Below are 22,734 nucleotides of genomic sequence, written 5' to 3'. Positions count from 1 at the left end.
CCGCTGCGTGCCGTTCGCTGCGCGTCGTTCGCTGCGTGGCGTGCCGACTCGGACTACGGCCGTTCCGCCGTACCCGTGTCGCGGCGCCTGCTCCGCGGAGTCCGGCGACAGGACCAAAGCTCGGAACGGGAATGACAAGACGGTCGGCTCCCGTTACCTTGCGGAGAGCTTGCACCACACATCCGGGCAGAAGGCAGGGAGGGTCATGCAGACACCGAGTAGTACACAGCGCACGGGGCTGCTGTTCGGCTTCGCGGCGTACGGGATGTGGGGCCTGCTGCCCCTCTACTGGCACGCGCTCTCCGACATCGGCGCCGGCGAAGTCCTCGCCCACCGCATGGTCTGGTCGCTGCCCACAGCGCTGCTGATCCTGGCCCTGCTGCGCCGCTGGTCCTGGGTTGCCGCGCTGGTGCGCCAGCCCAAGAAGCTGGGAATGGTGGTGCTGGCCTCCGCCGTGATCTCGCTCAACTGGGGACTGTTCATCTGGGCGGTCAGCACCGACAAAGTGCTCGAATCCTCCCTCGGCTACTTCATCAACCCGCTGGTCTCCATAGCCTTCGGCGTCCTGCTGCTGCGGGAACGGCTGCGCCTCGCCCAATGGGCCGCCGTCGCCGTCGGTGCCACGGCCGTCGTCGTGATGACCGTCGCCTACGGCAAACTGCCCTGGCTCTCCCTCTGCCTGGCATTCAGCTTCGCCACCTACGGGCTGATCAAGAAGCACGTCAAGCTCGACGGAGTGGCCGGCTTCAGCGCGGAGACCGCCGTGCAGTTCCTGCCGGCCCTCGGCTTCCTGCTCTACCTCGGCTCGCGCGGCGACTCCTCCTTCGCCACCGGCGGACTCGGCACCACGGTGCTGCTGGCCTTCGCCGGTGTCGCGACCGCACTGCCGCTGATCTTCTTCGGCAGCGCGGCGGTGCGACTGCCGCTCTCGACGCTCGGGCTGCTGCAGTATCTGGCCCCCGCCTTCATGTTTTTGCTGGGCCTCACCGTCTTCGGCGAGGAGATGCCCCCCGAGCGGTGGGCCGGCTTCGGCCTGGTGTGGGTGGCGCTGACCATCCTCACCTGGGACGCACTGCGCAACGCCCGGCGGGGGCGCGCCGAACTGCGGGCTGCTGCGCTGCGGGCTCGTGAGGAGGCCGCGGAGGCCGCTGCCGCGGCTGCCGCGGGTCCGACCGGCGGTACGCCCGTCGCGGGGGCGGCCGAACGCTGACGCTGCGGGTCGCTCGCCCCTCCTGGTCCGGCGCCCCCTCGCGGGGGCGCCGTCTCCCCCCTTCGCTGGGTGCCCCCGTCCGTTGTTCGCCTCGGTGCGGCGCCGTTGTCGGGGGCTTCGCCCCCGAGCCCCCTCTGTCCTCGCCGGACGGGCGTTGGGGCGGCTCCGCCCCCCGACACGACCGCTCGGCGGCAGCCGGGAACGACGGGGGCGTGCCCCCACAAGGCAACGCACCCCGCGAAGGGGATAGCCGAAAACGCCAGGGGGCGTACCCCTCCACACAAGCACCGCACCCCGCGGAGGGGTACTGCCCCCGCGAAGACGCCCCCCGCGAAGGGAGTCGCAGCGGGCTGTCAGGCTGTTACGTCGCGGCTGGTGAAGGCGGCCCACGCCGCGGAGGCGAAGACTGCCGTGTAGAGGCCCTGGAGGCCCAGGTTCTTCAGGATGTCGTCCCAGTAGACAGGGTCCCGCAGCAGGTCGGCGAAGCTGAGCCAGTAGTGCGGGAACAGATACGGGTGGAACGCGTCCAGCTGCGGGATGGCGTTGAGGATCTGCACCGTGATCAGCAGCCCGACCGTGGTGGCCATGGCGGCGATGCCGCTGTTGGTCAGGGACGACACGAACAGCCCGAGGGCCGCCAGGCCGAGCAGGCTGACGGCGACCAGCACGGCGATGGCGCCCGCGCGCAGCAGCCCCTCCCCGAAGGAGACCGCCGTACCGGACAGCAGGGTGACCTCTCCGGTGGGGAAGAGCAGCGCCCCGGTCAGCAATGCGGCGACCGCCACCGTCAGTGTCGCCGCGAGGCAGAAGGCCACCACGGTGGTCAGCTTCGCCAGCAGCAGCCGGGTGCGGCCCGCCGGGGCGACGAGCAGGTAGCGGAGGGTGCCCGCACCCGCCTCTCCGGCCACCGCGTCCCCGGCCACCACACCGACCGCCATCGGCAGGAAGAACGGCAGTGTGGCGGCGAGCGAGGTGAAGACCAGGAACAGCCCGTTGTTGGTCACCTGGGAGATGAAGGCCGGGCCCTCTCCGCCGCCGGACCCGACGGACCCGCCGTCGCTGGTCTCGACCTTCACCGCCACCCCGACCAGCACCGGGACCGCCGCCAGCACGCCCAGCAGTGCCAGGGTGCGCCAGCGCCGGAAGGTGACCAGCAGTTCGCTGCGGAACAGGCCCAGCAGCCACAGCGGCGACACCCGCGGAGCGGAACGTGCGGCCTCCGTCGGGTCGTACACCGGCTCAGCCCGCGACATCGAAGCCCTCCCCGGTGAGTGAGACGAACACGTCCTCCAGCGACGCCTGCCGCACCCCGAAGGCGCGGACCCGTACTCCGGCCCGGACGAGGGCGGTGTTCAGCTCCGCGGGGTCGCCCGGCGGCGGATCGCCGCTCAGCTCCTCCCCGGCGGTGCTCAGGTCGGACACCCCGTGCTCCTTCAGGACCCGGGCGGCCTCGCCCGGGTCCGGGGTGGTGACGGTCAGCCGGCCGCGGGCGCCTGCCGACATCTCCGCGACGGTCCCCTGGGTGACCAGCCGGCCGTGGTGCATGACGGCCGTGTGAGTGCACACCTGTTCGATCTCGTCCAGCAGATGGGAGGAGAGGAAGACCGTGCTGCCGTCCTCCGCCAGCTCCCGGACCAGCGAGCGGATCTCCCGCATGCCCTGCGGGTCGAGCCCGTTGGTCGGTTCGTCCAGGACGAGCAGTTCGCGTGGCTGAAGCAGCGCGGCGGCCAGCCCCAGGCGCTGCTTCATGCCCAGCGAGTAGGCCCGTGCCTTCTTCGCGGCGGCCCCCGAGAGGCCCACCCGTTCCAGTGCCCGGTCCACCCGGGACGTGCGGGTGCGCGGGTCGGCGGTGGGGTCGGCGGCGTCGTACCGCAGCAGATTGTCCCGCCCCGAGAGGAAGCCGTAGAGCGCGGGCCCCTCGATGAGGGCGCCCACCCGGGGCAGCACCCGGCGTCCGGAGCCGGGCATCGGTTCGCCGAGCAGATGCGCGGCACCGCCGGTGGGTTCGATGAGGCCGAGCAGCATCCGGATGGTGGTGGTCTTGCCCGAGCCGTTGGGCCCGAGGAAGCCGAAGACGCTGCCGCGCGGGACGGACAGGTCGAGCGCGTCGACGGCGAGCTGACCACCCCGGTAGCGCTTGGTGAGTCCCTGGGTGGCGATCACCGCACCGGTGTCCCGCGCCACGGCGGTCTGCTCGGCCATCCGTGTCCTGCCCTTCCTCGTCGTGCCGCCGGTGGTTCAGCGGATGCCGGCCGCACCGGTGGTTCACCGGTGCGGCCGGCACCTCGGAGCCGCTACTCGGCGCCCACGTGCTCGTCGGCGGCCTTGACCAGGCCCTCCTTGGTGACGGCACCGACGTAGACCTGGCCGTCCTCGGTCATCAGGGCGTTCACCAGGCGGGTGCTGAAGACCCGTCCGGTACCGAAGTCGCCCTTCACCTTGTCGGTGAAGTTGTCCAGCAGCTCGTCGGCGCGCTCGTCGCCGCCGGACTTCCCGCCGCCCGGCCCACCGGGCATCCCGCTGTCGAACGTGGCGACCTTGCCCCAGTCGCCCGCCGACCCGCCCAGGAGTTCCAGACCGGACAGTCCGCCGGGACCCTTCGGAGCCGGCCGGTCGCCGTGCGGCTTCGCCTCGGTGACCTTGGCGTCCTTGGGCGGCCGGAAGGTGAAGCTGCTCGCGTCCGGCTTCCCGAAGTCCACCTTGGTGTAGGCCACGTCGATCGCGGGATCGCCGCCCTTCTTCGGATCGACGGTGAACCTGAGCGGCAGCCCCTTGTCCGCGTCCACCGCTATACGGACCGACTCGATGGTGGAGTCGTTCGCCCCCTTGGGTTTGACGACCAGTTGGTAGGCGTCCCGCCCGGCGACCTTCGCCGTCCCGTCGACGGCCACGGACGTGGACGAGTCGAGGTTCTTCAGCAGCTGCTTCGCGGCCTTCTGCGGGGTGACCGCGTCCGGGCCGGCCGGCCCGTCGTGCTTCCCCGCAGGCCCGGCGCCCTCGGGCGCCTCGGCGTGCCAGGCCGCGTTGCTGCCGCTGTCGTAGGCCCACAGGTCCCGTCCGCTGTGCACCAGGCTGTACTCGGCGGCGTCCTCCATGATCGAGACGCGCTGCCGGTCGGGGCCGTCGGCGGCGAAGCGCAGGAGATGCTCCCCCGAGGCCAGCTCGGCCAGCTTTTTCCCGGGAGCGGCGTCCGGCTGCTCGGTCCTGTCCTCCGTGCCGTCGCCGGAGCCGTGCGCTCCGCCGCCGAAGCCGCCGCTCCCGCCGCTGCCACCGGGCAGCGAGGGCAGGCCGAGATCGGTCTTCACCCGGACGGTGCCGGACAGCTGGTCGACGTCGGACGCGGCCACCTTGGCGACCAGGTCCTCCGCCGTGATCTTCGGCAGATCGGGGTCGCCCGTGCTGGCGAGCGCGGGGACCAGGCCGACGGTCGCGGCGGCGACTCCGGCGACGGCTACCGGTACGCCGTACCGCACCGCCCGGCGCCGGGGCTTCCTCGGTTGGATCTGTGCCATCTGTCTGTCCTACCTCCGTGTCGGCGGCGGCTCCATAGGTCGCACTCGTCCACCCCTTGCCGCCATTCTCACCCGAATCGGTGCGGGGTGGTGCTTCCATGGCACCAAATCCTGGGCTCCACCGCGTCAGCCGTCGGAGGCACATTCCGCTACTCCCCCGGGATGACCGTGCTCCGCCTCCGGGTTGGTGCCGCACGTCTCCGACTCAGGGTCGTGTGCGGGCCGATGCCCGGAACCCCACGGTCAGGGGCCCGCGGAGCCGGGGTCCTCCGGGGCCGGGCAGACCGGTGGCCCGGGCGGTCCGCCCGGCGCGTGAGGTCAGCCCGCCCGGTCCACCACGGCCGTGCACAGCCCGGCCAGGGCGGCCTTGGCGGCGTTGTCGGGCAGCGGGGCGAGCATCTCGCGGGCCTCGTCGGCGTACCGGACGGTCGCCCGGCGGGCCTGCTCCAGTGCGGGGTGGACGCGCAGCGCGGCCAGCGCCTCGGCCAGCCGCCCGTCGTCGCCGAGGTCCCCGTCGAGCAGTGCGCACAGTTCGCGGTCCTCGCGGGTCGCCTCGGGGCTCGCCGCACGCGCGCGCAGGTACAGCACCGGCAGCGTGGGGATGCCCTCGCGCAGATCGGTGCCGGGCGTCTTGCCGGACTCGTGCTCGTCGCTGGCGATGTCGAGGACGTCGTCGGCGAGCTGGAAGGCGACGCCGACCCGCTCCCCGTACTGGGTGAGCACCGAGACGGTCCGCTCGTCGGCACCGGACATCATGGCGCCGAAGCGCCCGGCGACGGCGATCAGCGAGCCGGTCTTGCCCGCGATCACCTCGAGGTAGTGGTCGATGGCGTCGTGGCCGTCGGCGGGGCCCGCGGTCTCCATGATCTGGCCGGTCACGAGCCGTTCGAACGCCTGGGCCTGGACCCGGACGGCCTCGGGGCCGAGGTCGGCCAGTATGTGCGAGGCGCGGGAGAAGAGGAAGTCACCGGTGAGGACGGCGACGGAGTTGTCCCAGTTGGCATTGGCGCTGGGCACCCCGCGCCGTACGTCGGCCTCGTCCATCACGTCGTCGTGGTAGAGCGTGGCGAGGTGGGTCAGCTCGACCACGACGGCGGCGGGCACCACCCCGGGCGCATGCGGATCGCCGAACTGGGCCCCCAGCATGACCAGGAGTGGCCGGAAGCGCTTGCCACCGGCCCGCACCAGGTGCTGCGCCGCTTCCGTTATGAAGGCGACGTCGCTCTTGGTGGCCTCCATGAGGCCCTCATCGACGGCCGCCAACCCGGCCAGGACGTCTGCTTCGACAGCCTGGTCCCGCACGCTCAGCCCGAAGGGCCCGACGACGGTCACGAGGGGTACTCCTGTCTGCGTACGTGGAACGAACGGGTCCGGATGGTGCGGCACCGGCCGGATGCCACTGTCGGCCAGGTGCACCCTCCCGTGGCAGCGTAGCCGGTCACATAACGATCACGGTCGGCGCCCGCCCAGCAGAACACTCCTGACACGCCATGCCGGTATATACCGGATAGGGACCGCGTCCCGCATCAGCCGCCTCCCGCGCGGGACACCCCGGCACGATCGGGCCGTTCTTTCGCGGAATCGGGTAGGGCCAGGGCAGGCACCGGGCACATAGCCTGACCCCCATGAGTGACAGTGCCCTTTTCGGCCCGGACAACCTTCCGTACGGCCTCTTCAGCACCCCGGACCGGCCCGGCCACCGCCGGATCGGCGTCCGGTTCGGCGACGACGTGCTCGACCTGGGCGCCGCGGCCGCCGCGTTCGGCTCCGCGCACGCCGACGTGCTGCGAGCGCCCTCGCTCAACCCGCTGCTGGCGCTGGGCCGGCCCGGTTGGCAGGAGGTGCGGACGCAGCTCCGCGCATGGCTGACCGAGGACACGCACCGCGAGACCGCGGCCCGCCATCTGCTGCCGCTCTCCGAGGTGCGGCTCCACCTGCCGTTCGAGGTCGCCGACTACGTCGACTTCTACGCCAGCGAACACCACGCCACCAACGTCGGCCGGATCTTCCGTCCGGACGGCGACGCCCTGACGCCCAACTGGAAGCATCTGCCCATCGGTTACCACGGGCGCGCCGGGACGGTCGTCGTCTCCGGGACACCCGTGGTACGTCCGCAGGGCCAGCGCAAGCCCCCGAACGAGCCGCTTCCCGTCTTCGGCCCCTCGCGGCGGCTGGACATCGAAGCGGAGGTCGGCTTCGTCGTCGGCGCCCCGAGCCCGCTGGGCGCCCCGGTGGGGATGGCGGGATTCCGCGACCATGTGTTCGGTGTGACGCTGCTGAACGACTGGTCCGCACGGGACCTGCAGGCATGGGAGTACGTACCGCTGGGCCCCTTCCTGGGCAAGTCGTTCGCCACCTCCGTCTCGCCCTGGATCACCCCGCTGGACGCACTGGACGCCGCACGGGTGGCGCCCCCGCGGCGCGACGCCCCGCTGCTGCCGTACCTCGACGACGGGGCCGACGGGGCCGACGGCATCGAGCCGGGCGGGTTCGATCTGCGGATCACCGTGCGGCTCAACGGCCATGTGATCGCCGAGCCGCCGTTCTCCACCATGTACTGGACCGCGGCGCAGCAGCTCGCACACATGACGGTGAACGGGGCCTCCCTGCGGACCGGCGACCTGTACGCGTCCGGCACCGTGAGCGGCCCGGAGCCCGCGCAGCGCGGCTCCCTGCTGGAACTGACCTGGGGCGGGCGCGAGCCGCTGGAGCTGCCGGACGGGAAGCGGGCCTTCCTGGAGGACGGCGACGAGGTGGTGCTCACCGCCTGGGCCCCCGGCCCGGAAGGCACCCGCGTCGGCCTGGGCGAGGTCCGCGGGCGGGTGGAGCCCGCCGCCGACGCCGCCTGAGCCACCCCGCCGCGTCCGGTGCCCGTGCCGGGCGCGGCGGCCGGCCGCACGCGCCCTCACTCCGGGGGTACGCCCGCCAGTGCCGCCAGCACTCCTTCCCCGTACGTCGCCAGCTTCTTCTCCCCGACACCGGTGATCTCACCCAGCTCGCCCAGGGTCCCGGGCCGCCGCACCGCGATCTCGCGCAGCGTCGCGTCGTGGAAGACGACATAGGCGGGGACGCCCTGCTCCCGCGCCTGCTCGGCCCGCCAGCCGCGGAGGGTCTCGAACAGCGGTACGGCCTCCTCGGGGAGCTCGGCGGCCACCGCCGCCCTGCCCGAGGAGCCGCCGCCCGACCGGCTCCCGGCGGACCCGGCCGCGCGGGACCGGGCCGGGACCGGATCCTTGCGCATCCGCACCTCCCGCTCGGCCCGCAGCACGGTGGCGCTCGCGTCGGTGAGCACCAGCGTGCCGTGCTCGCCCTCGATCTCCAGCAGCCCCTGGGCGATCAACTGCCGGATGACGCTGCGCCACTCACCCTCGGCCAGCTCGGTGCCGATGCCGAAGACCGACAGCCCGTCGTGGTCGAACTGGATGACCTTGGCCGTCCTGCGGCCCAGCAGGATGTCCACGAGCTGGCCGGAGCCGAACTTCTGGCCGCGCTCCCGCTTGAGCCGGACGACGGCGGAGAGCACCTTCTGCGCGGGTACCGTGCCGTCCCACGACTCGGGCGGGGACAGGCAGGTGTCGCAGTTGCCGCAGGAGAGCTCGGCGGCGCCCTCGGCCGGCTCCTGGCCGAAGTACGCGAGGAGCTGGCCGCGCCGGCAGCGGACCGTCTCGCACAGCGAGAGCATCGCGTCCAGATGCGACCGCGCCCGGCGCTGGAAGGCCGGGTCGCCCTCACCGCTCTCGATCAGCTTGCGCTGCTGGACGACGTCCTGGAGGCCGTAGGCGAGCCAGGTGTGCGAGGGCAGTCCGTCCCGCCCGGCCCGACCCGTCTCCTGGTAGTAGCCCTCGACCGATTTGGGCAGATCCAGATGTGCGACGAACCGCACGTCGGGCTTGTCGATCCCCATGCCGAAGGCGATCGTGGCCACCACGACCAGCCCGTCCTCGCGCAGGAAACGGGCCTGGTGCGCGGCGCGGGTGCCCGCGTCCAGCCCCGCGTGGTAGGGCACCGCCTCGACACCGTTGGCGCACAGGAACTCGGCGGTGCGCTCGACCGCGTTCCGCGACAGGCAGTAGACGATGCCCGCGTCGCCCTCGTGCTCCTCTTTGAGGAAGCGCAGCAGCTGCTTCCTGGGGTCGCGCTTGGGCACGATGCGGTACTGGATGTTGGGCCGGTCGAAGCTGGCGACGAAGTCGCGTGCCGCGGGGAGCCCGAGCCGCTGGACGATCTCCTGGTGGGTGGCGCGGGTGGCGGTGGCGGTCAGCGCGATGCGGGGCACGTCGGGCCAGCGCTCGCCGAGCATCGACAGGTTCAGATAGTCGGGCCGGAAGTCGTGGCCCCACTGGGCGACGCAGTGCGCTTCGTCGATCGCGAAGACCGACACCTCGGCGCGCTCCAGCAGCGCCGTCGTGGTCTCCAGCCGCAGCCGCTCGGGGGCGATGTAGAGCAGGTCCAGCTCGCCCGCCAGGAACTCGGCCTCCACCACCCGGCGCTGGTCGAGGTCGAGCGTGGAGTTGAGGAACCCGGCCCGGACGCCCAGCGCCTTCAGCGCGTCCACCTGGTCCTGCATCAGGGCGATGAGCGGCGAGATCACCACGCCCGTACCCCGTCTGACCAGTGCGGGGATCTGGTAGCACAGGGATTTGCCGCCACCGGTCGGCATCAGCACCACCGCGTCGCCCCCCGCGACGACGTGGTCGATGACGGCTTCCTGCTGTCCGCGGAAGGCGTCGTAGCCGAAGACCTTGCGCAGCACCCGCAGCGCCGCCGTCTCGGACGTCCCACCCGGCCTCTCGGCACTCTCCTGAAGCATGCCGCCACGATAAGCCGGATGGCCGACATCCGGTGCCGGCTCCCGGGGAGAGCCGCTGCCGGAGCCCACTGCCCTCATTTGTCGTGTACCTGCACACACGGTCACCGTCCGGCGCCCGCGGCACCCCGCACCGTCCCGGCAGCCCGGGCCGCGCGGGGCACCCCCCGAAGAGCGTCCCTCAGGGATCGCGCGGCGAGAGCAGGTGCACCGACTCCTGCTCGCGGGGATCGGTACGGGCCACCACCACGGTCACCGGCTCCTCGCCGGTGACCGGCATGTGCGGCATGTTCGCGGGCACGTAGACCATGTCGCCCGGATGGAGGGTGTCGCGGTGCGAGAGATCCTCCCCGTGCCAGATCTCATGCGCCCCGCTGACGACATATATGGCCGACTCGTGACCCGCGTGCAGATGGGGCTCCCCACGGGAGTTGGCCGGGATGTGCAGGACGTGCAGACACAGCCCCTTGGCCCCCACCGACTCGGCTGACACCCCCTCGGTGAAGACGCCGCCCTGCTTCCCCTCGTAACCGCCGTTCTCCCGGCGGAGAATCACACAACCCATGACTGGAATTCCTACCGTTTCAGCGCGCCTGTTGTCACCGACAACCTCACAAGAAGCCGCCAGAGGCCCGGTCGTGGGTCTCTGGCGGCATCTCCCCGGTCGGTTCGTACGACCGGCGGCTACGTCGTGGAACAGCGGGCCGTACGGGGCCGCCGCGCGGTCGCTCCTCGCGTCACCGCACGAACACCCCCGCCTGCCCCGCCAGGTCGAGGAAGTACTGCGGCGCCACCCCCAGCACCACCGTGACCACGACACCGAGCGCGATCGCCGACGTCGTCATGACACTCGGCACCGCCACACTCGGCCCGTCGGCCCGCGGCTCGCTGAAGAACATCAGCACGATGACCCGCAGATAGAAGAAGGCCGCGATGGCCGAGGCGATCACACCGACCACGACCAGCGCACCGGCGCCGCCCTCGGCCGCCGCCTTGAACACCGCGAACTTCCCGGCGAACCCGGAGGTGAGCGGGATACCCGCGAACGCCAGCAGGAAGACCGCGAAGACCGCGGCCAGCAGCGGGGAGCGCCGCCCCAGCCCCGCCCACTTGGACAGGTGCGTCGCCTCGCCGCCCGCGTCCCGCACCAGCGTGACCACCGCGAAGGCGCCCAGCGTCACGAAGGAGTAGGCGGCCAGGTAGAACAGCACCGAGGAGATGCCGTCCTCCGAGGTGGCGATGACACCCGCCAGCAGGAAGCCCGCGTGCGCGATCGAGGAGTAGGCCAGCAGCCGCTTGATGTCCGTCTGGGTGATGGCGACCAGGGCACCGCCGAGCATCGTCAGGATCGCCACGCCCCACATCACCGGCCGCCAGTCCCAGCGCAGCCCCGGCAGCACCACGTACAGCAGCCGCAGCAGCGCGCCGAACGCCGCCACCTTGGTGGCCGCCGCCATGAATCCGGTCACCGGCGTCGGCGCGCCCTGGTACACGTCCGGGGTCCACATGTGGAAGGGCACGGCACCGACCTTGAACAGCAGACCCATCACCACCAGCGCACTGCCGATCAGCAGCAGCGCGTCGTTGCCCGTGGTGTCCGCCAGCACCGGGTCGCTGACCGCGTCGGTCCCGGCCACCACCCGGGCGATGGAGGAGTAGTTGACGGTACCCGCGTACCCGTACAGCAGCGCGATGCCGAACAGCAGGAACGCCGAGGAGAACGCCCCCAGCAGGAAGTACTTGACCGCCGCCTCCTGGGACAGCAGCCGCCTGCGGCGGGCCAGCGCGCACAGCAGGTACAGCGGGAGGGAGAAGACCTCCAGCGCGATGAAGAGGGTCAACAGGTCGTTCGCCGCCGGGAACAGCAGCATGCCGCCGACCGCGAACATCAGCAGCGGGAAGACCTCGGTCGTCGTCCAGCCCGCCTTGACCGCCTGCTGCTCCCCCTCACCGCCGGGCACCGAGGCCGGCTGCGCCGCGAAGGAGTCCACCCGGCTGCCGTGCGCGGCCGGCTCCAGCCTGCGCTCGGCGAAGGTGAAGACGCCCACGATCCCCACCAGGAGCAGCGTGCCCTGGAGGAAGAGCGCGGGCCCGTCGACGGCCAGCGCACCCATTCCGGCGATCTGCGCCTTCGTGGTGGCCGCGCCGCTCGCCGCCAGCCCGATGACGGCGGCGAACGCGGCGGCCAGTCCGGCCAGCGCGACGAACAACTGGGCGCTGTAGCGGCCCCGGCGCGGCGCGAACGCGTCGATCAGGATGCCGAGGGCGGCCGCACCCAGGACGATCAGCACCGGGGAGAGCTTGCCGTACTCGATGCTCGGGGCCTGCAGTGTGTCGCCCGCGCCCGCCGCGACCGTCCACAGGCTGGGGACATCGGACGCCGCGGACGCACCGCCCGCCGACGCCGCGTCTGTCATACCGATCACTCGTGGTCACCTCCGCCGTGTCCGGCCGGCTTGTAGTCGAACCACGCCGAGGGATCAGTGTGGTCGGCCACGGGATGCTGGGGCTCGGGGTCCTTCTTCTGTACGTCCGAGAGGGTGTGCTCCACCGCGGGGTTGACGATCTCGGTGAGCGGTTTGGGGAAGACACCGAGGAAGAGCAGCAGCGCGACCAGCGGCGCCACCACGGCCAGCTCCCGCACCTTCAGGTCCGGCATCCCCTCGATCTCGGGTTTGCGCACCGGGCCGGTCATGGTGCGCTGGTAGAGCACCAGCACGTACAGCGCGGCCAGGACGATGCCCGCGGTGGCGATGATCCCGACCACCGGGTAGCGGCTGAAGGTGCCCACCAGCACCAGGAACTCGCTGACGAACGGCGCCAGACCGGGCAGCGAGAGCGTCGCCAGCCCGCCCACCAGGAAGGTGCCCGCCAGCACCGGCGCCACCTTCTGCACTCCGCCGTAGTCCGCGATCAGGCGCGAGCCGCGGCGCGAGATGAGGAACCCGGCGACCAGCATCAGCGCGGCCGTCGAGATGCCGTGGAAGACCATGTAGAGCGTGGCGCCGCCCTGTCCCTGGCTGGTCATCGCGAACACGCCCAGGACGATGAAGCCGAAGTGCGAGATGGAGGCGTAGGCGATCAGCCGCTTCATGTCCCGCTGTCCGACCGCGAGCAGCGCCCCGTACAGCACGCTCACCAGCGCCAGGCCGAGCACCACCGGGGTGGCCCACTCGCTGGCGTTCGGGAACAGGCCCAGGCAGAAGCGGAGCATCGCGAAGGTGCCGACCTTGTCGACGACGGCGGTGATGAGCACCGCCACCGGGGCCGTGGCCTCGCCCATCGCGTTCGGCAGCCAGGTGTGCAGCGGCCACAGCGGGGCCTTGACGGCGAACGCGGCGAAGAAGCCGAGGAACAGCAGCCGCTCGGTCGTCGTCGAGATCGTCAGATCGCCACTGGCCCGCGCCCTGAGCAGCTCCGGCAGCGAGAACGTGCCCTCGCCCAGGCTGTCCGCGCTGACGACGAACAGCCCGATGACGGCGGCCAGCATCACCAGCCCGCCCGCCAGGTTGTAGAGCAGGAACTTCACCGCCGCGTACGAGCGCTGCTTGGCGCCCTCCTCCTCACCGGCCGCGTGCGCCCGGTCCCCGAAGCCGCCGATGAGGAAGTACATCGGGATGAGCATCGCTTCGAAGAAGATGTAGAAGAGGAAGACGTCGGTGGCGGCGAACGAGACCAGCACCATCGCCTCGACGGCGAGGATCAGCGCGAAGAAGCCCTGAGTGGGCCGCCAGCGGCTGTTCTCCCGCTCCTCGACCTGGTCGGCGTCGTGCCAGCCGGCGCCGATGACGAACGGCACCAGCAGCGCCGTCAGCGCCATCAGCGCGGCGCCGATCCCGTCGACGCCCAGTTCGTAGCGGACCCCGAAGTCGGAGATCCAGGCGTGCGACTCGGTCAGCTGGTAGCGGGCGCCGCCCGGGTCGAAGCGGGCCAGCACCACGCCCGAGAGCACCAGCGTGGCCAGTGAGACGGCCAGCGCCAGCCATTTGGCGGCGGTGCGCCTGGTCGCCGGAACGGCCGCCGTGGCGACGGCCCCGACGGCGGGCAGCGCTGCCGTGACCGTCAGCAGGGGAAATGACATAACTCAGACCGCCCTCATCAGCAGGGTCGCGGCGATCAGCACAGCCGCGCCGCCGAACATCGAGACCGCGTAGGAGCGGGCGAACCCGTTCTGGAGCCGCCGCAGCCGTCCGGAGAGGCCGCCGAAGCCGGCGGCCGTGCCGTTGACGGCGCCGTCGACGACCTTGTTGTCGACGTAGACCAGGCTGCGGGTCAGATGCGTACCGCCGCTGACCAGCACCACGTGGTTGAAGTCGTCCTGCAGCAGGTCCCGGCGGGCCGCACGGGTGAGCAGGCTGCCGCGCGGGGCGAGGGCGGGGACCGGCTTGCGCCCGTACTGGAACCAGGCCACGCCCACGCCCAGGACGAGCGAGACGATCGTCGAGGCCGTCACCGCGGTGGCCGAGACCGGGGAGTTCCCGTGCTCGAACGCCGTCACCGGCTCCAGCCAGTCCACGAACGCGTCGCCCGCCTTGAAGAGACCGCCCGCGAAGACGGAGCCGAAGGCCAGCACGATCATCGGGATCGTCATGATCTTCGGGGACTCGTGCGGATGCGGCTCGCGGCCCTCGGCGTCCGGCTGCCAGCGCTTCTCGCCGAAGAAGGTCATCAGCATCACGCGCGTCATGTAGTACGCGGTGAGCGCCGCGCCCAGCAGGGTGACCGCGCCCAGGATCCAGCCCTCGGTGCCGCCCTTGCCGAACGCGGCCTCGATGATCTGGTCCTTGGAGAAGAACCCGGACAGGCCCGGGAAGCCGATGATGGCCAGATAGCCCAGCCCGAACGTCACGAAGGTGACCGGCATGTGCTTGCGCAGTCCGCCGTAGCGCCGCATGTCGACCTCGTCGTTCATGCCGTGCATCACCGAACCGGCCCCGAGGAAGAGCCCGGCCTTGAAGAAGCCGTGGGTGACCAGGTGCATGATGGCGAACGCGTAGCCGATCGGCCCCAGCCCGGCGGCCAGGATCATGTAGCCGATCTGCGACATGGTCGAGCCGGCCAGCGCCTTCTTGATGTCGTCCTTCGCACAACCGACGATCGCACCGAAGAGCAGCGTGACGCCGCCGACGACGACCACCACGAGTTGCGCGTCCGGGGCGCCGTTGAAGATGGCACCGGACCGGGTGATCAGGTAGACGCCCGCGGTCACCATCGTCGCCGCGTGGATGAGGGCCGAGACCGGGGTCGGGCCCTCCATCGCGTCGCCCAGCCAGGACTGGAGCGGCACCTGCGCGGACTTGCCGCAGGCCGCCAGCAGCAGCATCAGCCCGATCGCGGTGAGCGTGCCCTCGCCCGCCTCCCCGGTGGAGGAGAGGACCGGCGCGAAGGCGAAGCTGCCGAAGGTGGTGAACATCAGGAAGATCGCGACGGCCAGCCCGGCGTCACCGACCCGGTTGACCAGGAACGCCTTCTTCGCCGCGGTGGCCGCGCTCGGCTTGTGCTGCCAGAACCCGATCAGCAGATACGAGGCGAGCCCCACGCCCTCCCAGCCGACGTACAGCAGCAGGAAGTTGTCGGCCAGCACGAGCAGCAGCATCGCGGCCAGGAACAGGTTGAGGTAGCCGAAGAAGCGCCGGCGCCCCGGGTCGTGCTCCATGTAGCCGACCGAGTAGATGTGGATGAGCGTGCCCACGCCGGTGATCAGCAGCACGAACGTCATCGACAACTGGTCGAGCTGGAAGGCCACATCGGCCTGGAAGCCCTCCACCGGCACCCAGGAGAACAGCTTGCTGTGCATGGCCCGGTCCTCGGCGCCCTCCCCCAGCATGGAGAGGAACAGCGCCGCGCCGATCGCGAAGGACGCGGCGGCCAGCAGTGTGCCCAGCCAGTGCCCTCCGCGGTCCAGGCGCCGCCCGCCGCACAGCAGCACGGCGGCGCCGAGCAGGGGCACCCCGACGAGCAGTCCGATCATTGACTCCACTGGTTCGTACCCCTTACAGCTTCATGAGGCTGGCGTCGTCGACCGAGGCCGAGTGGCGGGCGCGGTAGAGCATGACGATGATCGCCAGGCCGACCACGACCTCGGCGGCGGCGACGACCATGACGAAGAACGCCATGATCTGGCCGTCGAGGTTGCCGTGCATCCGGGAGAAGGCGACCAGCGTGAGGTTGGCGGCGTTCAGCATCAGTTCGATGCACATGAACACCACGATGGCGTTGCGCCGGATGAGGACTCCGGCGGCGCCGATGGTGAACAGCAGCGCCGCGAGATAGACGTAGTTGATCGGGCTCACTTGGCGGCCTCCTCGCGCTCGGTCCCGGCCGCGTCCTCGGGCTCGGACGGCTGCCCGTTCCGTGCGGCCTCCTCCTCGCCCGCCGTCTCCCGTTCCAGGGCGCGTTCGCCCGGGTCCTTGGGACCGGGGTAGGTGGGGCGGCCCTGGTACTCGGCGGTGCGCTGCTCGATGGCGGCGAGCCGGGCCAGCTGCTCGGAGCTGACCTCGCGGATCTGACCGCGGCTGCGCAGGGTGGCGCTGACGCTGAGCTCGGCGGGCGAGCCGTCGGGCAGCAGCGCGGGGCGGTCGACCGCGTTGTGCCGGGCGTAGACGCCGGGCGCGGGCAGCGGCGGCAGTTGGGTGCCGCCGCGCACCCGCTCGACGGCCTGCTCGCGCTGGGACTTGGTCTTCTCCACCCGCTCCCGGTGGGTGAGCAGCGTGGCACCGACCGCGGCGACGGTCAGCAGCGCCCCGACGACCTCGAAGGCGACGACGTACTTGGTGAACAGCAGCGAGGCCAGCGCCGGGACGTTGCCCTGCGCGTTCGCCGCCGCCAGACCGTTGAAGCCGCCGACCGAGACCTGGCCGATCCCGACGATCAGCAGCGTGCCGAGCCCCAGGCCGCACAGGGCCGCCATCCAGCGCTGGCCCTTGAGGGTCTCCTTGAGGGAGTCGGCGGCGCTGACGCCGACGAGCATCAGGACGAACAGGAACAGCATCATGACCGCGCCGGTGTAGACGACGATCTGCACGACGCCCAGGAAGTAGGCGCCGTTGGCGAGGTAGAACAGCGCCAGGATGATCATGGTGCCGGCCAGGCAGAGCGCGCTGTGCACGGCCCGGCGCAGCAGCACGGTGCCGAGCCCGCCCAGCACGGCGACCGTGCCCAGCACCCAGAACTGGACGGCCTCACCGGTCGAGGTGGCGGCGGTGGCGGCGAGCGCGGTCATCGTTCGCCCTCCCCGCTGGCGGTCACGGTGCCGCCGGTCTGCTCCCCGTGCGGCGCCGCGTCGAAGGTGGCGTCACCGGCGGCGGCCGGTTCGTCGGCCCCGAAGGTGTCGGCGGACTCCTGCGGCACCCCGGTGTCGGTGACGGTCTGCCGCACGGTCCCGGGCGACGCCTCGGTGACCAGTCCGCGGTAGTAGTCCTTCTCCGTCATGCCGGGGTGGATGGCGTGCGGCGAGTCGACCATGCCGTCCTCCAGACCGGCGAGCAGCTCCTCCTTGGTGTAGATGAGGGACTCGCGGCTGTCGTCGGCCAGTTCGTACTCGTTCGTCATGGTCAGCGCCCGGGTGGGGCACGCCTCGACGCACAGGCCGCACAGGATGCAGCGCAGATAGTTGATCTGGTAGACGCGGCCGTAGCGCTCGCCGGGCGAGTAGCGCTCCTCGTCGGTGTTGTCGGCCCCCTCGACGTAGATCGCGTCGGCGGGGCAGGCCCAGGCGCACAGCTCGCAGCCCACGCACTTCTCCAGCCCGTCCGGATGCCGGTTGAGCTGGTGGCGGCCGTGGAAGCGGGGCGCCGTGGGCTTCTTGTACTCGGGGTACTGCTCGGTCAGCCGCTTCTTGAACATGTCCGTGAAGGTCACGCCGAAGCCGGCCACGGGGTTCTCAGGCACCGTCAGCCCCCTTGCTCTCGGTGGTTGCGTCAGTAGCGGTGGTCGTCCCGCCTGCCTGGGCTCCGACCGGCTCCGGCTCCCGGCCGCGTTCGGCACGCGAGGGGCGCCGCGGCACCGGCGGCAGCGTCTGCCCCGGCAGCGGTGGTACGGGATAGCCGCCCGCCATCGGGTCGAACGGCTTGTCGGGGACGGCAGCCTCGTCCTGCTCCTCCTCGGCACCGCCGCGGAAGAAGTCCACGACGAAGGTGATCAGCAGCAGCGCCAGGGCGGTCCCCGCGACCCAGTAGACGACCTCGCTGTAGTCCCAGCCCTCGTTGCGCATGGCGCGGACGGTGGCCACGAGCATCAGCCACACCAGCGCGACCGGGATCAGCACCTTCCAGCCGAGCTTCATGAACTGGTCGTAGCGCACCCGGGGCAGCGTGCCGCGGATCCAGATGAAGACGAAGATCAGCACCATGAGCTTGGCGGTGAACCACAGGATCGGCCACCAGCCGTGGTTGGCGCCCGCCCACCAGGTGGAGATCGGCGCCGGGGCGCGCCAGCCGCCCAGGAAGAGGGTGACCGCGAGCGCGGAGACCGTCACCACGTGGATGTACTCGGTCAGCATGAACATCGCGAACTTGATCGAGCTGTACTCGGTCTGGAAGCCCGCGACCAGGTCGCCCTCGGACTCCGGCATGTCGAAGGGCGCGCGGTGCGCCTCGCCCACCATCGAGACCAGGTAGATCAGGAAGGAGACCGGCAGCAGATAGGCGAACCAGCCGTCCGCCTGCTCGCCGACGATCGTCGAGGTGGACATCGAGCCGGAGTAGAGGAAGACCGCGGCGAAGCTGAGCCCCATCGCGATCTCGTAGCTGATGATCTGGGCCGTGGCCCGGACGCCGCCCAGCAGCGGATACGTCGAACCGGACGACCAGCCGGCCAGCACCACGCCGTAGGAGGCGATGGACGCGGTGGCCAGGATGAACAGGACGGCCACCGGCATGTCGGTGAGCTGCATCGGCGTACGGTGGCCGAAGATCGAGATCTCGTTGCCCGCGGGCCCGAACGGGATGACCGCGATCGCCATGAAGGCCGGCACGGCGCCGATCACCGGTGCCAGCAGATAGACCAGCTTGTCGCTGCCCTTGACGATGATGTCTTCCTTGAGCATCAGCTTCACGCCGTCGGCGAGCGACTGGAGCATGCCCCAGGGGCCGTGCCGGTTCGGGCCGACGCGCAGCTGCATCCAGCCGACGATCTTCCGCTCGAAGACGATGGAGATCAGCACCGTCAGCATCATGAACGCGAAGCAGAAGACGGCCTTCAGGGCGACCAGCCAGAACGGGTCCGTGCCGAACATCGACAGGTCCTCGGCGGCCAGCCGCGGCATTCCGGCGAACGGATCCTGCGGGCTCAGCATCGCGGCGCTCATGCGCCCACCTCCTGCGTGTTCTCCCGCTCGGCGGCGTCCGCCGGCGTGATCCGCACCACGTCACCGGGGAGCGCCCCGGTGTCGGCCGGGACACCGGAGCCGACCGAGTTGAGCGGCAGCCACACGACCCGGTCGGGCATCCCGGTCACCTGGACCGGCAGCCGCACCGCACCGCGCGGACCGCTGACCGACAGCAGGTCGCCGTCCCGGACGCCGACCTCCTCGGCGGTCGCCGCGGACAGCCGGGCGAGCGCCGCGTGCCGGGTACCGGCCAACGCCTCGTCGCCCTCCTGGAGCCGCCCCTGGTCGAGCAGCAGCCGGTGCCCGGAGAGCACCGCCTCGCCGGCGCGCGGCTGCGGCACGCTCCGCGTCCCGGGGGCCGCGCCGGCGCCGCCCGCACCGCCGGCGCGGTGACCGAGCCGGTCGAGTTCGCCGCGCACCGTGCGCACGTCCGGCAGCCCGAGATGCACATCGAGCGCGTCCGCGAGCATGTGCAGCACCCGGGCGTCGGGCTGCGCGTGCCGGCGGGTCATCTGGTCGGGCTTGAGCGCCGCCTCGAACAGCCGCAGGCGGCCCTCCCAGTTGAGGAAGGTGCCGGACTTCTCCGCCGCCGCCGACACCGGCAGCACCACATCGGCCAGCTCGGTCACGGCGCCGGGCCGCAGCTCCAGACTGACCAGGAAGCCCACGGCCTCCAGCGCCTGCCGGGCCCGCACCGGGTCGGGCAGGTCCTCCACCCCGACCCCGCCGACGACCAGCGCGGACAGCTCACCCTCGGCGGCTGCCTCGACGATCTGCGCGGTGTCGCGGCCCGGCTCCGCGGGCAGTTCGGCGACGCCCCAGGCGCGGGCGACCTCCGCACGCGCCTCCTCGCTCCCGACCGGCCGGGCCCCGGGCAGCAGCCCCGGCAGGCAGCCGGCCTCGACCGCGCCCCGCTCACCCGCCCGGCGCGGCACCCACACCAGCGTGGCGTTGGTGGCGGCCGCGGTGCGCACGGCGGCGGTCAGCGCGCCCGGCACGGTGGCCAGCCGCTCTCCGACCAGGATCACCGAGCCCTCGCCGCGCAGCGCCTCGGCCGCCGCGGCGCCCTGCTCCTCCAGCCCGACGCCGCCCGCGAGCGCGTCCAGCCACTCGGTCTCGGTGCCGGGCGCGGCGGGCAGCAGGGTGCCGCCCGCCTTCTCCAGTCCGCGGGTGGCGTGGCTCGCCAGCGCGAAGGTGCGCTGCCCGTGCTTGCGCCAGGCTTTGCGCAGCCGCAGGAAGACGCCGGGCGCCTCCTCCTCCGCCTCGAGTCCGGCCAGCAGCACCGCGGGCGCGGCCTCCAGCGCCGTGTAGCTGACCCCGGTGCCGTCCAGATCACGGCCGCGGCCCGCCACCTGGGCGGCGAGGAACGCCGCTTCCTCGGCCGAGTGCGGCCGGGCGCGGAAGTCGATGTCGTTGGTGCGCAGCGCCACCCGGGCGAACTTCGCGTACGCGTAGGCGTCCTCGACGGTGACCCGGCCGCCGGTCAGCACCCCGGCCCGGCCGCGCGCCCCGGCAAGACCGCGGGCCGCGGCCGCCAGCGCCTCCGGCCAGCTCGCGGGGGCCAGTTCGCCGTCGGCGCCGCGGACCAGCGGGGTGTGCAGCCGGTCGGGGCGCTGCGCGTAGCGGAACCCGAAGCGGCCCTTGTCGCACAGCCACTCCTCGTTGACCTCCGGGTCGTTCTCGGCCAGCCGCCGCATGACCTTGCCGCGCCGGTGGTCGTGCCGGACGGCGCAGCCGCCCGCGCAGTGCTCGCAGACCCCGGGCGAGGAGACCAGGTCGAAGGGGCGGGAGCGGAACCGGTAGGCGGCCGAGGTGAGCGCGCCGACCGGGCAGATCTGGATGGTGTTCCCGGAGAAGTACGACTGGAAGGGCTCGTCCTCGCCGGTGCCGACCTGCTGGAGCGCCCCGCGCTCCAGCAGCTCGATCATCGGGTCGCCCGCGACCTGGTTGGAGAAGCGGGTGCAGCGCGCGCACAGCACGCAGCGCTCGCGGTCCAGCAGCACCTGGGTGGAGACCGCGACGGGCTTGGCGAAGGTGCGCTTGCGGCCCTCGAACCGGGAGTCGGCCTGGCCGTGTGACATCGCCTGGTTCTGCAGCGGGCACTCGCCGCCCTTGTCGCAGACGGGGCAGTCCAGCGGGTGGTTGATGAGCAGCAGCTCCATCACCCCGTGCTGGGCCTTGCTCGCCACCTCGGAGGTGAGGTGCGTCCTGACGACCATGCCGTCGGTGCACTGGATGGTGCAGGACGCCATCGGCTTGCGCTGGCCCTCCACCTCCACGATGCACTGCCGGCAGGCCCCGGCGGGATCGAGCAGCGGGTGGTCGCAGAAGCGGGGGATCTCGATGCCGAGCTGCTCGGCGGCGCGGATCACCAGGGTGCCCTTGGGGACGGAGAGCTGGGCGCCGTCGATGGTCAGCGACACGAGGTCCTCGGGCTGCGGAGCGACCTCCCCTCCCCCTCCGGAGGCAGCAGGAGTGGTGACGGTCACGCGTTCACCTCCAGGTGAGCGGAGCTGGGGTCGTCGCCCCACGCGGTGGACTTCTCGGGGTCGAAGGGGCAGCCGCGGCCCGCGAGGTGGGCTTCGTACTCGTCGCGGAAGTACTGCAGCGAGGAGAAGATCGGGGACGCCGCTCCGTCGCCGAGGGCGCAGAAGGACTTGCCGTTGATGTTGTCGGCGATGTCGGCGATCTTGTCCAGGTCGGCCCGGGCCGCCTTGCCCGCCTCGATGTCGCGGAGCAGTTGGACGAGCCAGTAGGTGCCCTCCCGGCAGGGGGTGCACTTGCCGCAGGACTCGTGCGCGTAGAACTCGGTCCAGCGGGTGACGGCCCGCACCACGCAGGTGGTCTCGTCGAAGCACTGGAGCGCCTTGGTGCCGAGCATGGAACCGGCGCCGCCGACGCCCTCGTAGTCGAGGGGCACGTCCAGGTGCTCGTCGGTGAGCATCGGGGTGGAGGAGCCGCCGGGGGTCCAGAACTTCAGCCGGTGGCCGGGCCGCATGCCGCCGCTCATGTCCAGCAGCTGGCGCAGGGTGACGCCCAGCGGCGCCTCGTACTGGCCGGGGCGGGCGACGTGCCCGCTGAGCGAGTAGAGCGTGAAGCCGGGGGACTTCTCGCTGCCCAGCGAGCGGAACCAGTCCTTGCCGTGGTCCACGAGCGCGGGAACCGAGGCGATGGACTCGACGTTGTTCACCACCGTGGGGCAGGCGTACAGACCGGCGACGGCCGGGAAGGGGGGACGCAGCCGGGGCTGGCCGCGGCGGCCTTCGAGCGAGTCGAGGAGCGCGGTCTCCTCGCCGCAGATGTAGGCGCCGGCTCCCGCGTGCACGGTGAGTTCCAGGTCCTTGCCCGGGCCCAGCGCGTCCGGGCCGAGGTAGCCCGCCTCGCGCGCCTCGCGCACGGCCAGGTGCAGCCGGCGCAGCACGGGGACGACCTCGCCGCGCAGATAGATGAAGGCGTGGTGGGAGCGGATCGCGTGGCAGGCGATCACGATGCCCTCGATCAGCGAGTGCGGGTTGGCGAACAGCAGCGGGATGTCCTTGCAGGTGCCCGGCTCGGACTCGTCGGCGTTGACGACGAGGTAGTGCGGCTTGCCGTCGCCCTGCGGGATGAACTGCCACTTCATCCCGGTCGGGAAGCCGGCGCCGCCGCGGCCGCGCAGGCCCGCGTCCTTGACGTAGGCGATCAGGTCGTCGGGGTCCATGGCCAGCGCCTTGGGCAGCGCCCGGTAGCCGCCGTGCCGCCGGTAGCCGGCCAGCGTGTAGGAGTCCGACTCGTCCCAGTGCGCGGACAGCACCGGGGTGAGCAGCTTCTGCGGATCGGCCGCGCCGCCGCCCGGCTGGGGGGAGGCCCCGTCCTGTCCGCCGTCGTGAGTCACTGC

Annotated in this window: 17 protein-coding genes; 2 read left to right on the top strand and 15 right to left on the bottom strand. The window is 71.8% G+C overall.

The window, feature by feature from the left end; translation table 11 throughout:
- Positions 1–205 precede the first annotated feature (205 nt).
- Positions 206–1,210 carry an EamA family transporter RarD gene (gene rarD, locus A949_RS0101220; protein WP_019354186.1) on the top strand — a complete coding sequence of 335 codons (1,005 nt, stop codon included), beginning with the start codon at positions 206–208 and terminating at the stop codon, positions 1,208–1,210.
- 353 nt (positions 1,211–1,563) lie between these two features.
- On the opposite strand, the gene A949_RS0101215 is transcribed toward rarD, so the two are convergent.
- The 4 genes from A949_RS0101215 to A949_RS0101200 all read right to left on the bottom strand — a co-directional run bounded on the left by A949_RS0101215 (position 1,564) and on the right by A949_RS0101200 (position 6,054).
- Positions 1,564–2,463: an ABC transporter permease gene (locus A949_RS0101215; RefSeq protein ID WP_019354185.1), complete on the bottom strand. Its 900-nt coding sequence runs from the start codon at positions 2,461–2,463 to the stop codon at positions 1,564–1,566.
- Positions 2,450–3,412 (bottom strand): ABC transporter ATP-binding protein, encoded by a 963-nt coding sequence (locus A949_RS0101210; protein WP_019354184.1) that lies wholly within the window; start codon positions 3,410–3,412, stop codon positions 2,450–2,452. Before A949_RS0101210 ends, A949_RS0101215 begins: the two co-directional genes overlap by 14 nt.
- 92 nt (positions 3,413–3,504) lie before the next feature.
- On the bottom strand, positions 3,505–4,722 hold the full coding sequence (locus A949_RS0101205; protein WP_026004236.1) for a LolA family protein: 1,218 nt from the start codon (positions 4,720–4,722) through the stop codon (positions 3,505–3,507).
- 318 nt (positions 4,723–5,040) lie between these two features.
- A complete protein-coding gene (locus tag A949_RS0101200) occupies positions 5,041–6,054 on the bottom strand; it encodes a polyprenyl synthetase family protein (protein ID WP_019354182.1) in 1,014 nt (337 codons plus the stop codon).
- 293 nt (positions 6,055–6,347) lie between these two features.
- On the opposite strand from A949_RS0101200, the gene fahA reads away from it, so the two are divergent.
- Positions 6,348–7,571, top strand: a complete 1,224-nt coding sequence (gene fahA / locus A949_RS0101195; RefSeq protein ID WP_019354181.1) for a fumarylacetoacetase — start codon at positions 6,348–6,350, stop codon at positions 7,569–7,571.
- A gap of 56 nt (positions 7,572–7,627) precedes the next feature.
- Here fahA and recQ read toward each other — a convergent pair whose 3' ends face one another.
- The 11 genes from recQ to nuoF form a co-directional block, all read right to left on the bottom strand.
- Positions 7,628–9,532, bottom strand: a complete 1,905-nt coding sequence (gene recQ, locus A949_RS32030) for a DNA helicase RecQ (RefSeq protein ID WP_019354180.1) — start codon at positions 9,530–9,532, stop codon at positions 7,628–7,630.
- Between the two features lie 178 nt (positions 9,533–9,710).
- The gene (locus A949_RS0101185; protein ID WP_026004235.1) at positions 9,711–10,094 is read right to left on the bottom strand and encodes a cupin domain-containing protein; all 384 of its coding nucleotides are present in this window, start codon (positions 10,092–10,094) and stop codon (positions 9,711–9,713) included.
- A gap of 172 nt (positions 10,095–10,266) precedes the next feature.
- Positions 10,267–11,946 (bottom strand): NADH-quinone oxidoreductase subunit NuoN, encoded by a 1,680-nt coding sequence (nuoN, locus tag A949_RS0101180; protein WP_026004234.1) that lies wholly within the window; start codon positions 11,944–11,946, stop codon positions 10,267–10,269.
- A 5-nt stretch (positions 11,947–11,951) separates the two neighbouring features.
- A complete protein-coding gene (locus A949_RS0101175; RefSeq protein ID WP_019354177.1) occupies positions 11,952–13,610 on the bottom strand; it encodes an NADH-quinone oxidoreductase subunit M in 1,659 nt (552 codons plus the stop codon).
- A 3-nt stretch (positions 13,611–13,613) separates the two neighbouring features.
- Entirely contained in the window at positions 13,614–15,509 is a 1,896-nt protein-coding gene (gene nuoL, locus A949_RS0101170; RefSeq protein ID WP_026004233.1) for an NADH-quinone oxidoreductase subunit L, read from the bottom strand.
- Between the two features lie 13 nt (positions 15,510–15,522).
- Positions 15,523–15,822 (bottom strand): NADH-quinone oxidoreductase subunit NuoK, encoded by a 300-nt coding sequence (nuoK, locus tag A949_RS0101165; protein ID WP_019354175.1) that lies wholly within the window; start codon positions 15,820–15,822, stop codon positions 15,523–15,525.
- Positions 15,819–16,751 (bottom strand): NADH-quinone oxidoreductase subunit J, encoded by a 933-nt coding sequence (locus tag A949_RS0101160; protein WP_019354174.1) that lies wholly within the window; start codon positions 16,749–16,751, stop codon positions 15,819–15,821. The genes nuoK and A949_RS0101160 overlap by 4 nt, the downstream gene beginning before the upstream one ends.
- Positions 16,748–17,374, bottom strand: coding sequence for an NADH-quinone oxidoreductase subunit NuoI (gene nuoI, locus A949_RS32025; protein ID WP_237735705.1), 627 nt, complete (start codon positions 17,372–17,374; stop codon positions 16,748–16,750). Before nuoI ends, A949_RS0101160 begins: the two co-directional genes overlap by 4 nt.
- A 37-nt stretch (positions 17,375–17,411) precedes the next feature.
- A complete protein-coding gene (gene nuoH / locus A949_RS0101150; protein ID WP_019354172.1) occupies positions 17,412–18,836 on the bottom strand; it encodes an NADH-quinone oxidoreductase subunit NuoH in 1,425 nt (474 codons plus the stop codon).
- Complete coding sequence (locus A949_RS0101145; RefSeq protein WP_019354171.1) at positions 18,833–21,346, bottom strand: NADH-quinone oxidoreductase subunit G; 2,514 nt, start codon at positions 21,344–21,346, stop codon at positions 18,833–18,835. The genes nuoH and A949_RS0101145 overlap by 4 nt, the downstream gene beginning before the upstream one ends.
- Positions 21,343–22,731 (bottom strand): NADH-quinone oxidoreductase subunit NuoF, encoded by a 1,389-nt coding sequence (gene nuoF / locus A949_RS0101140; RefSeq protein WP_192817114.1) that lies wholly within the window; start codon positions 22,729–22,731, stop codon positions 21,343–21,345. The genes A949_RS0101145 and nuoF overlap by 4 nt, the downstream gene beginning before the upstream one ends.
- Positions 22,732–22,734: the final 3 nt, after the last annotated feature.

The organism is Streptomyces sp. AA1529 (assembly GCF_000280905.1).
GTDB lineage: Bacteria > Actinomycetota > Actinomycetes > Streptomycetales > Streptomycetaceae > Streptomyces.
The sequence above is the reverse complement of the archived record's forward strand: the minus strand, read 5'-3'. Positions and strand labels throughout refer to the sequence as shown.

Excerpts from the sequence above, each read along its gene's own strand:
- A949_RS0101210 (WP_019354184.1), bottom strand. The coding sequence starts at position 3,412 with ATGGCCGAGCAGACCGCCGTGGCGCGGGACACCGGTGCGGTGATCGCC.
- nuoH (WP_019354172.1), bottom strand. The coding sequence starts at position 18,836 with ATGAGCGCCGCGATGCTGAGCCCGCAGGATCCGTTCGCCGGAATGCCG.
- A949_RS0101215 (WP_019354185.1), bottom strand. The coding sequence starts at position 2,463 with ATGTCGCGGGCTGAGCCGGTGTACGACCCGACGGAGGCCGCACGTTCC.
- nuoN (WP_026004234.1), bottom strand. The coding sequence starts at position 11,946 with ATGACAGACGCGGCGTCGGCGGGCGGTGCGTCCGCGGCGTCCGATGTC.
- A949_RS0101185 (WP_026004235.1), bottom strand. The coding sequence starts at position 10,094 with ATGGGTTGTGTGATTCTCCGCCGGGAGAACGGCGGTTACGAGGGGAAG.
- rarD (WP_019354186.1), top strand. The coding sequence starts at position 206 with ATGCAGACACCGAGTAGTACACAGCGCACGGGGCTGCTGTTCGGCTTC.
- fahA (WP_019354181.1), top strand. The coding sequence starts at position 6,348 with ATGAGTGACAGTGCCCTTTTCGGCCCGGACAACCTTCCGTACGGCCTC.
- nuoI (WP_237735705.1), bottom strand. The coding sequence starts at position 17,374 with ATGTTCAAGAAGCGGCTGACCGAGCAGTACCCCGAGTACAAGAAGCCC.
- A949_RS0101205 (WP_026004236.1), bottom strand. The coding sequence starts at position 4,722 with ATGGCACAGATCCAACCGAGGAAGCCCCGGCGCCGGGCGGTGCGGTAC.
- recQ (WP_019354180.1), bottom strand. The coding sequence starts at position 9,532 with ATGCTTCAGGAGAGTGCCGAGAGGCCGGGTGGGACGTCCGAGACGGCG.
- A949_RS0101160 (WP_019354174.1), bottom strand. The coding sequence starts at position 16,751 with ATGACCGCGCTCGCCGCCACCGCCGCCACCTCGACCGGTGAGGCCGTC.
- A949_RS0101175 (WP_019354177.1), bottom strand. The coding sequence starts at position 13,610 with ATGTCATTTCCCCTGCTGACGGTCACGGCAGCGCTGCCCGCCGTCGGG.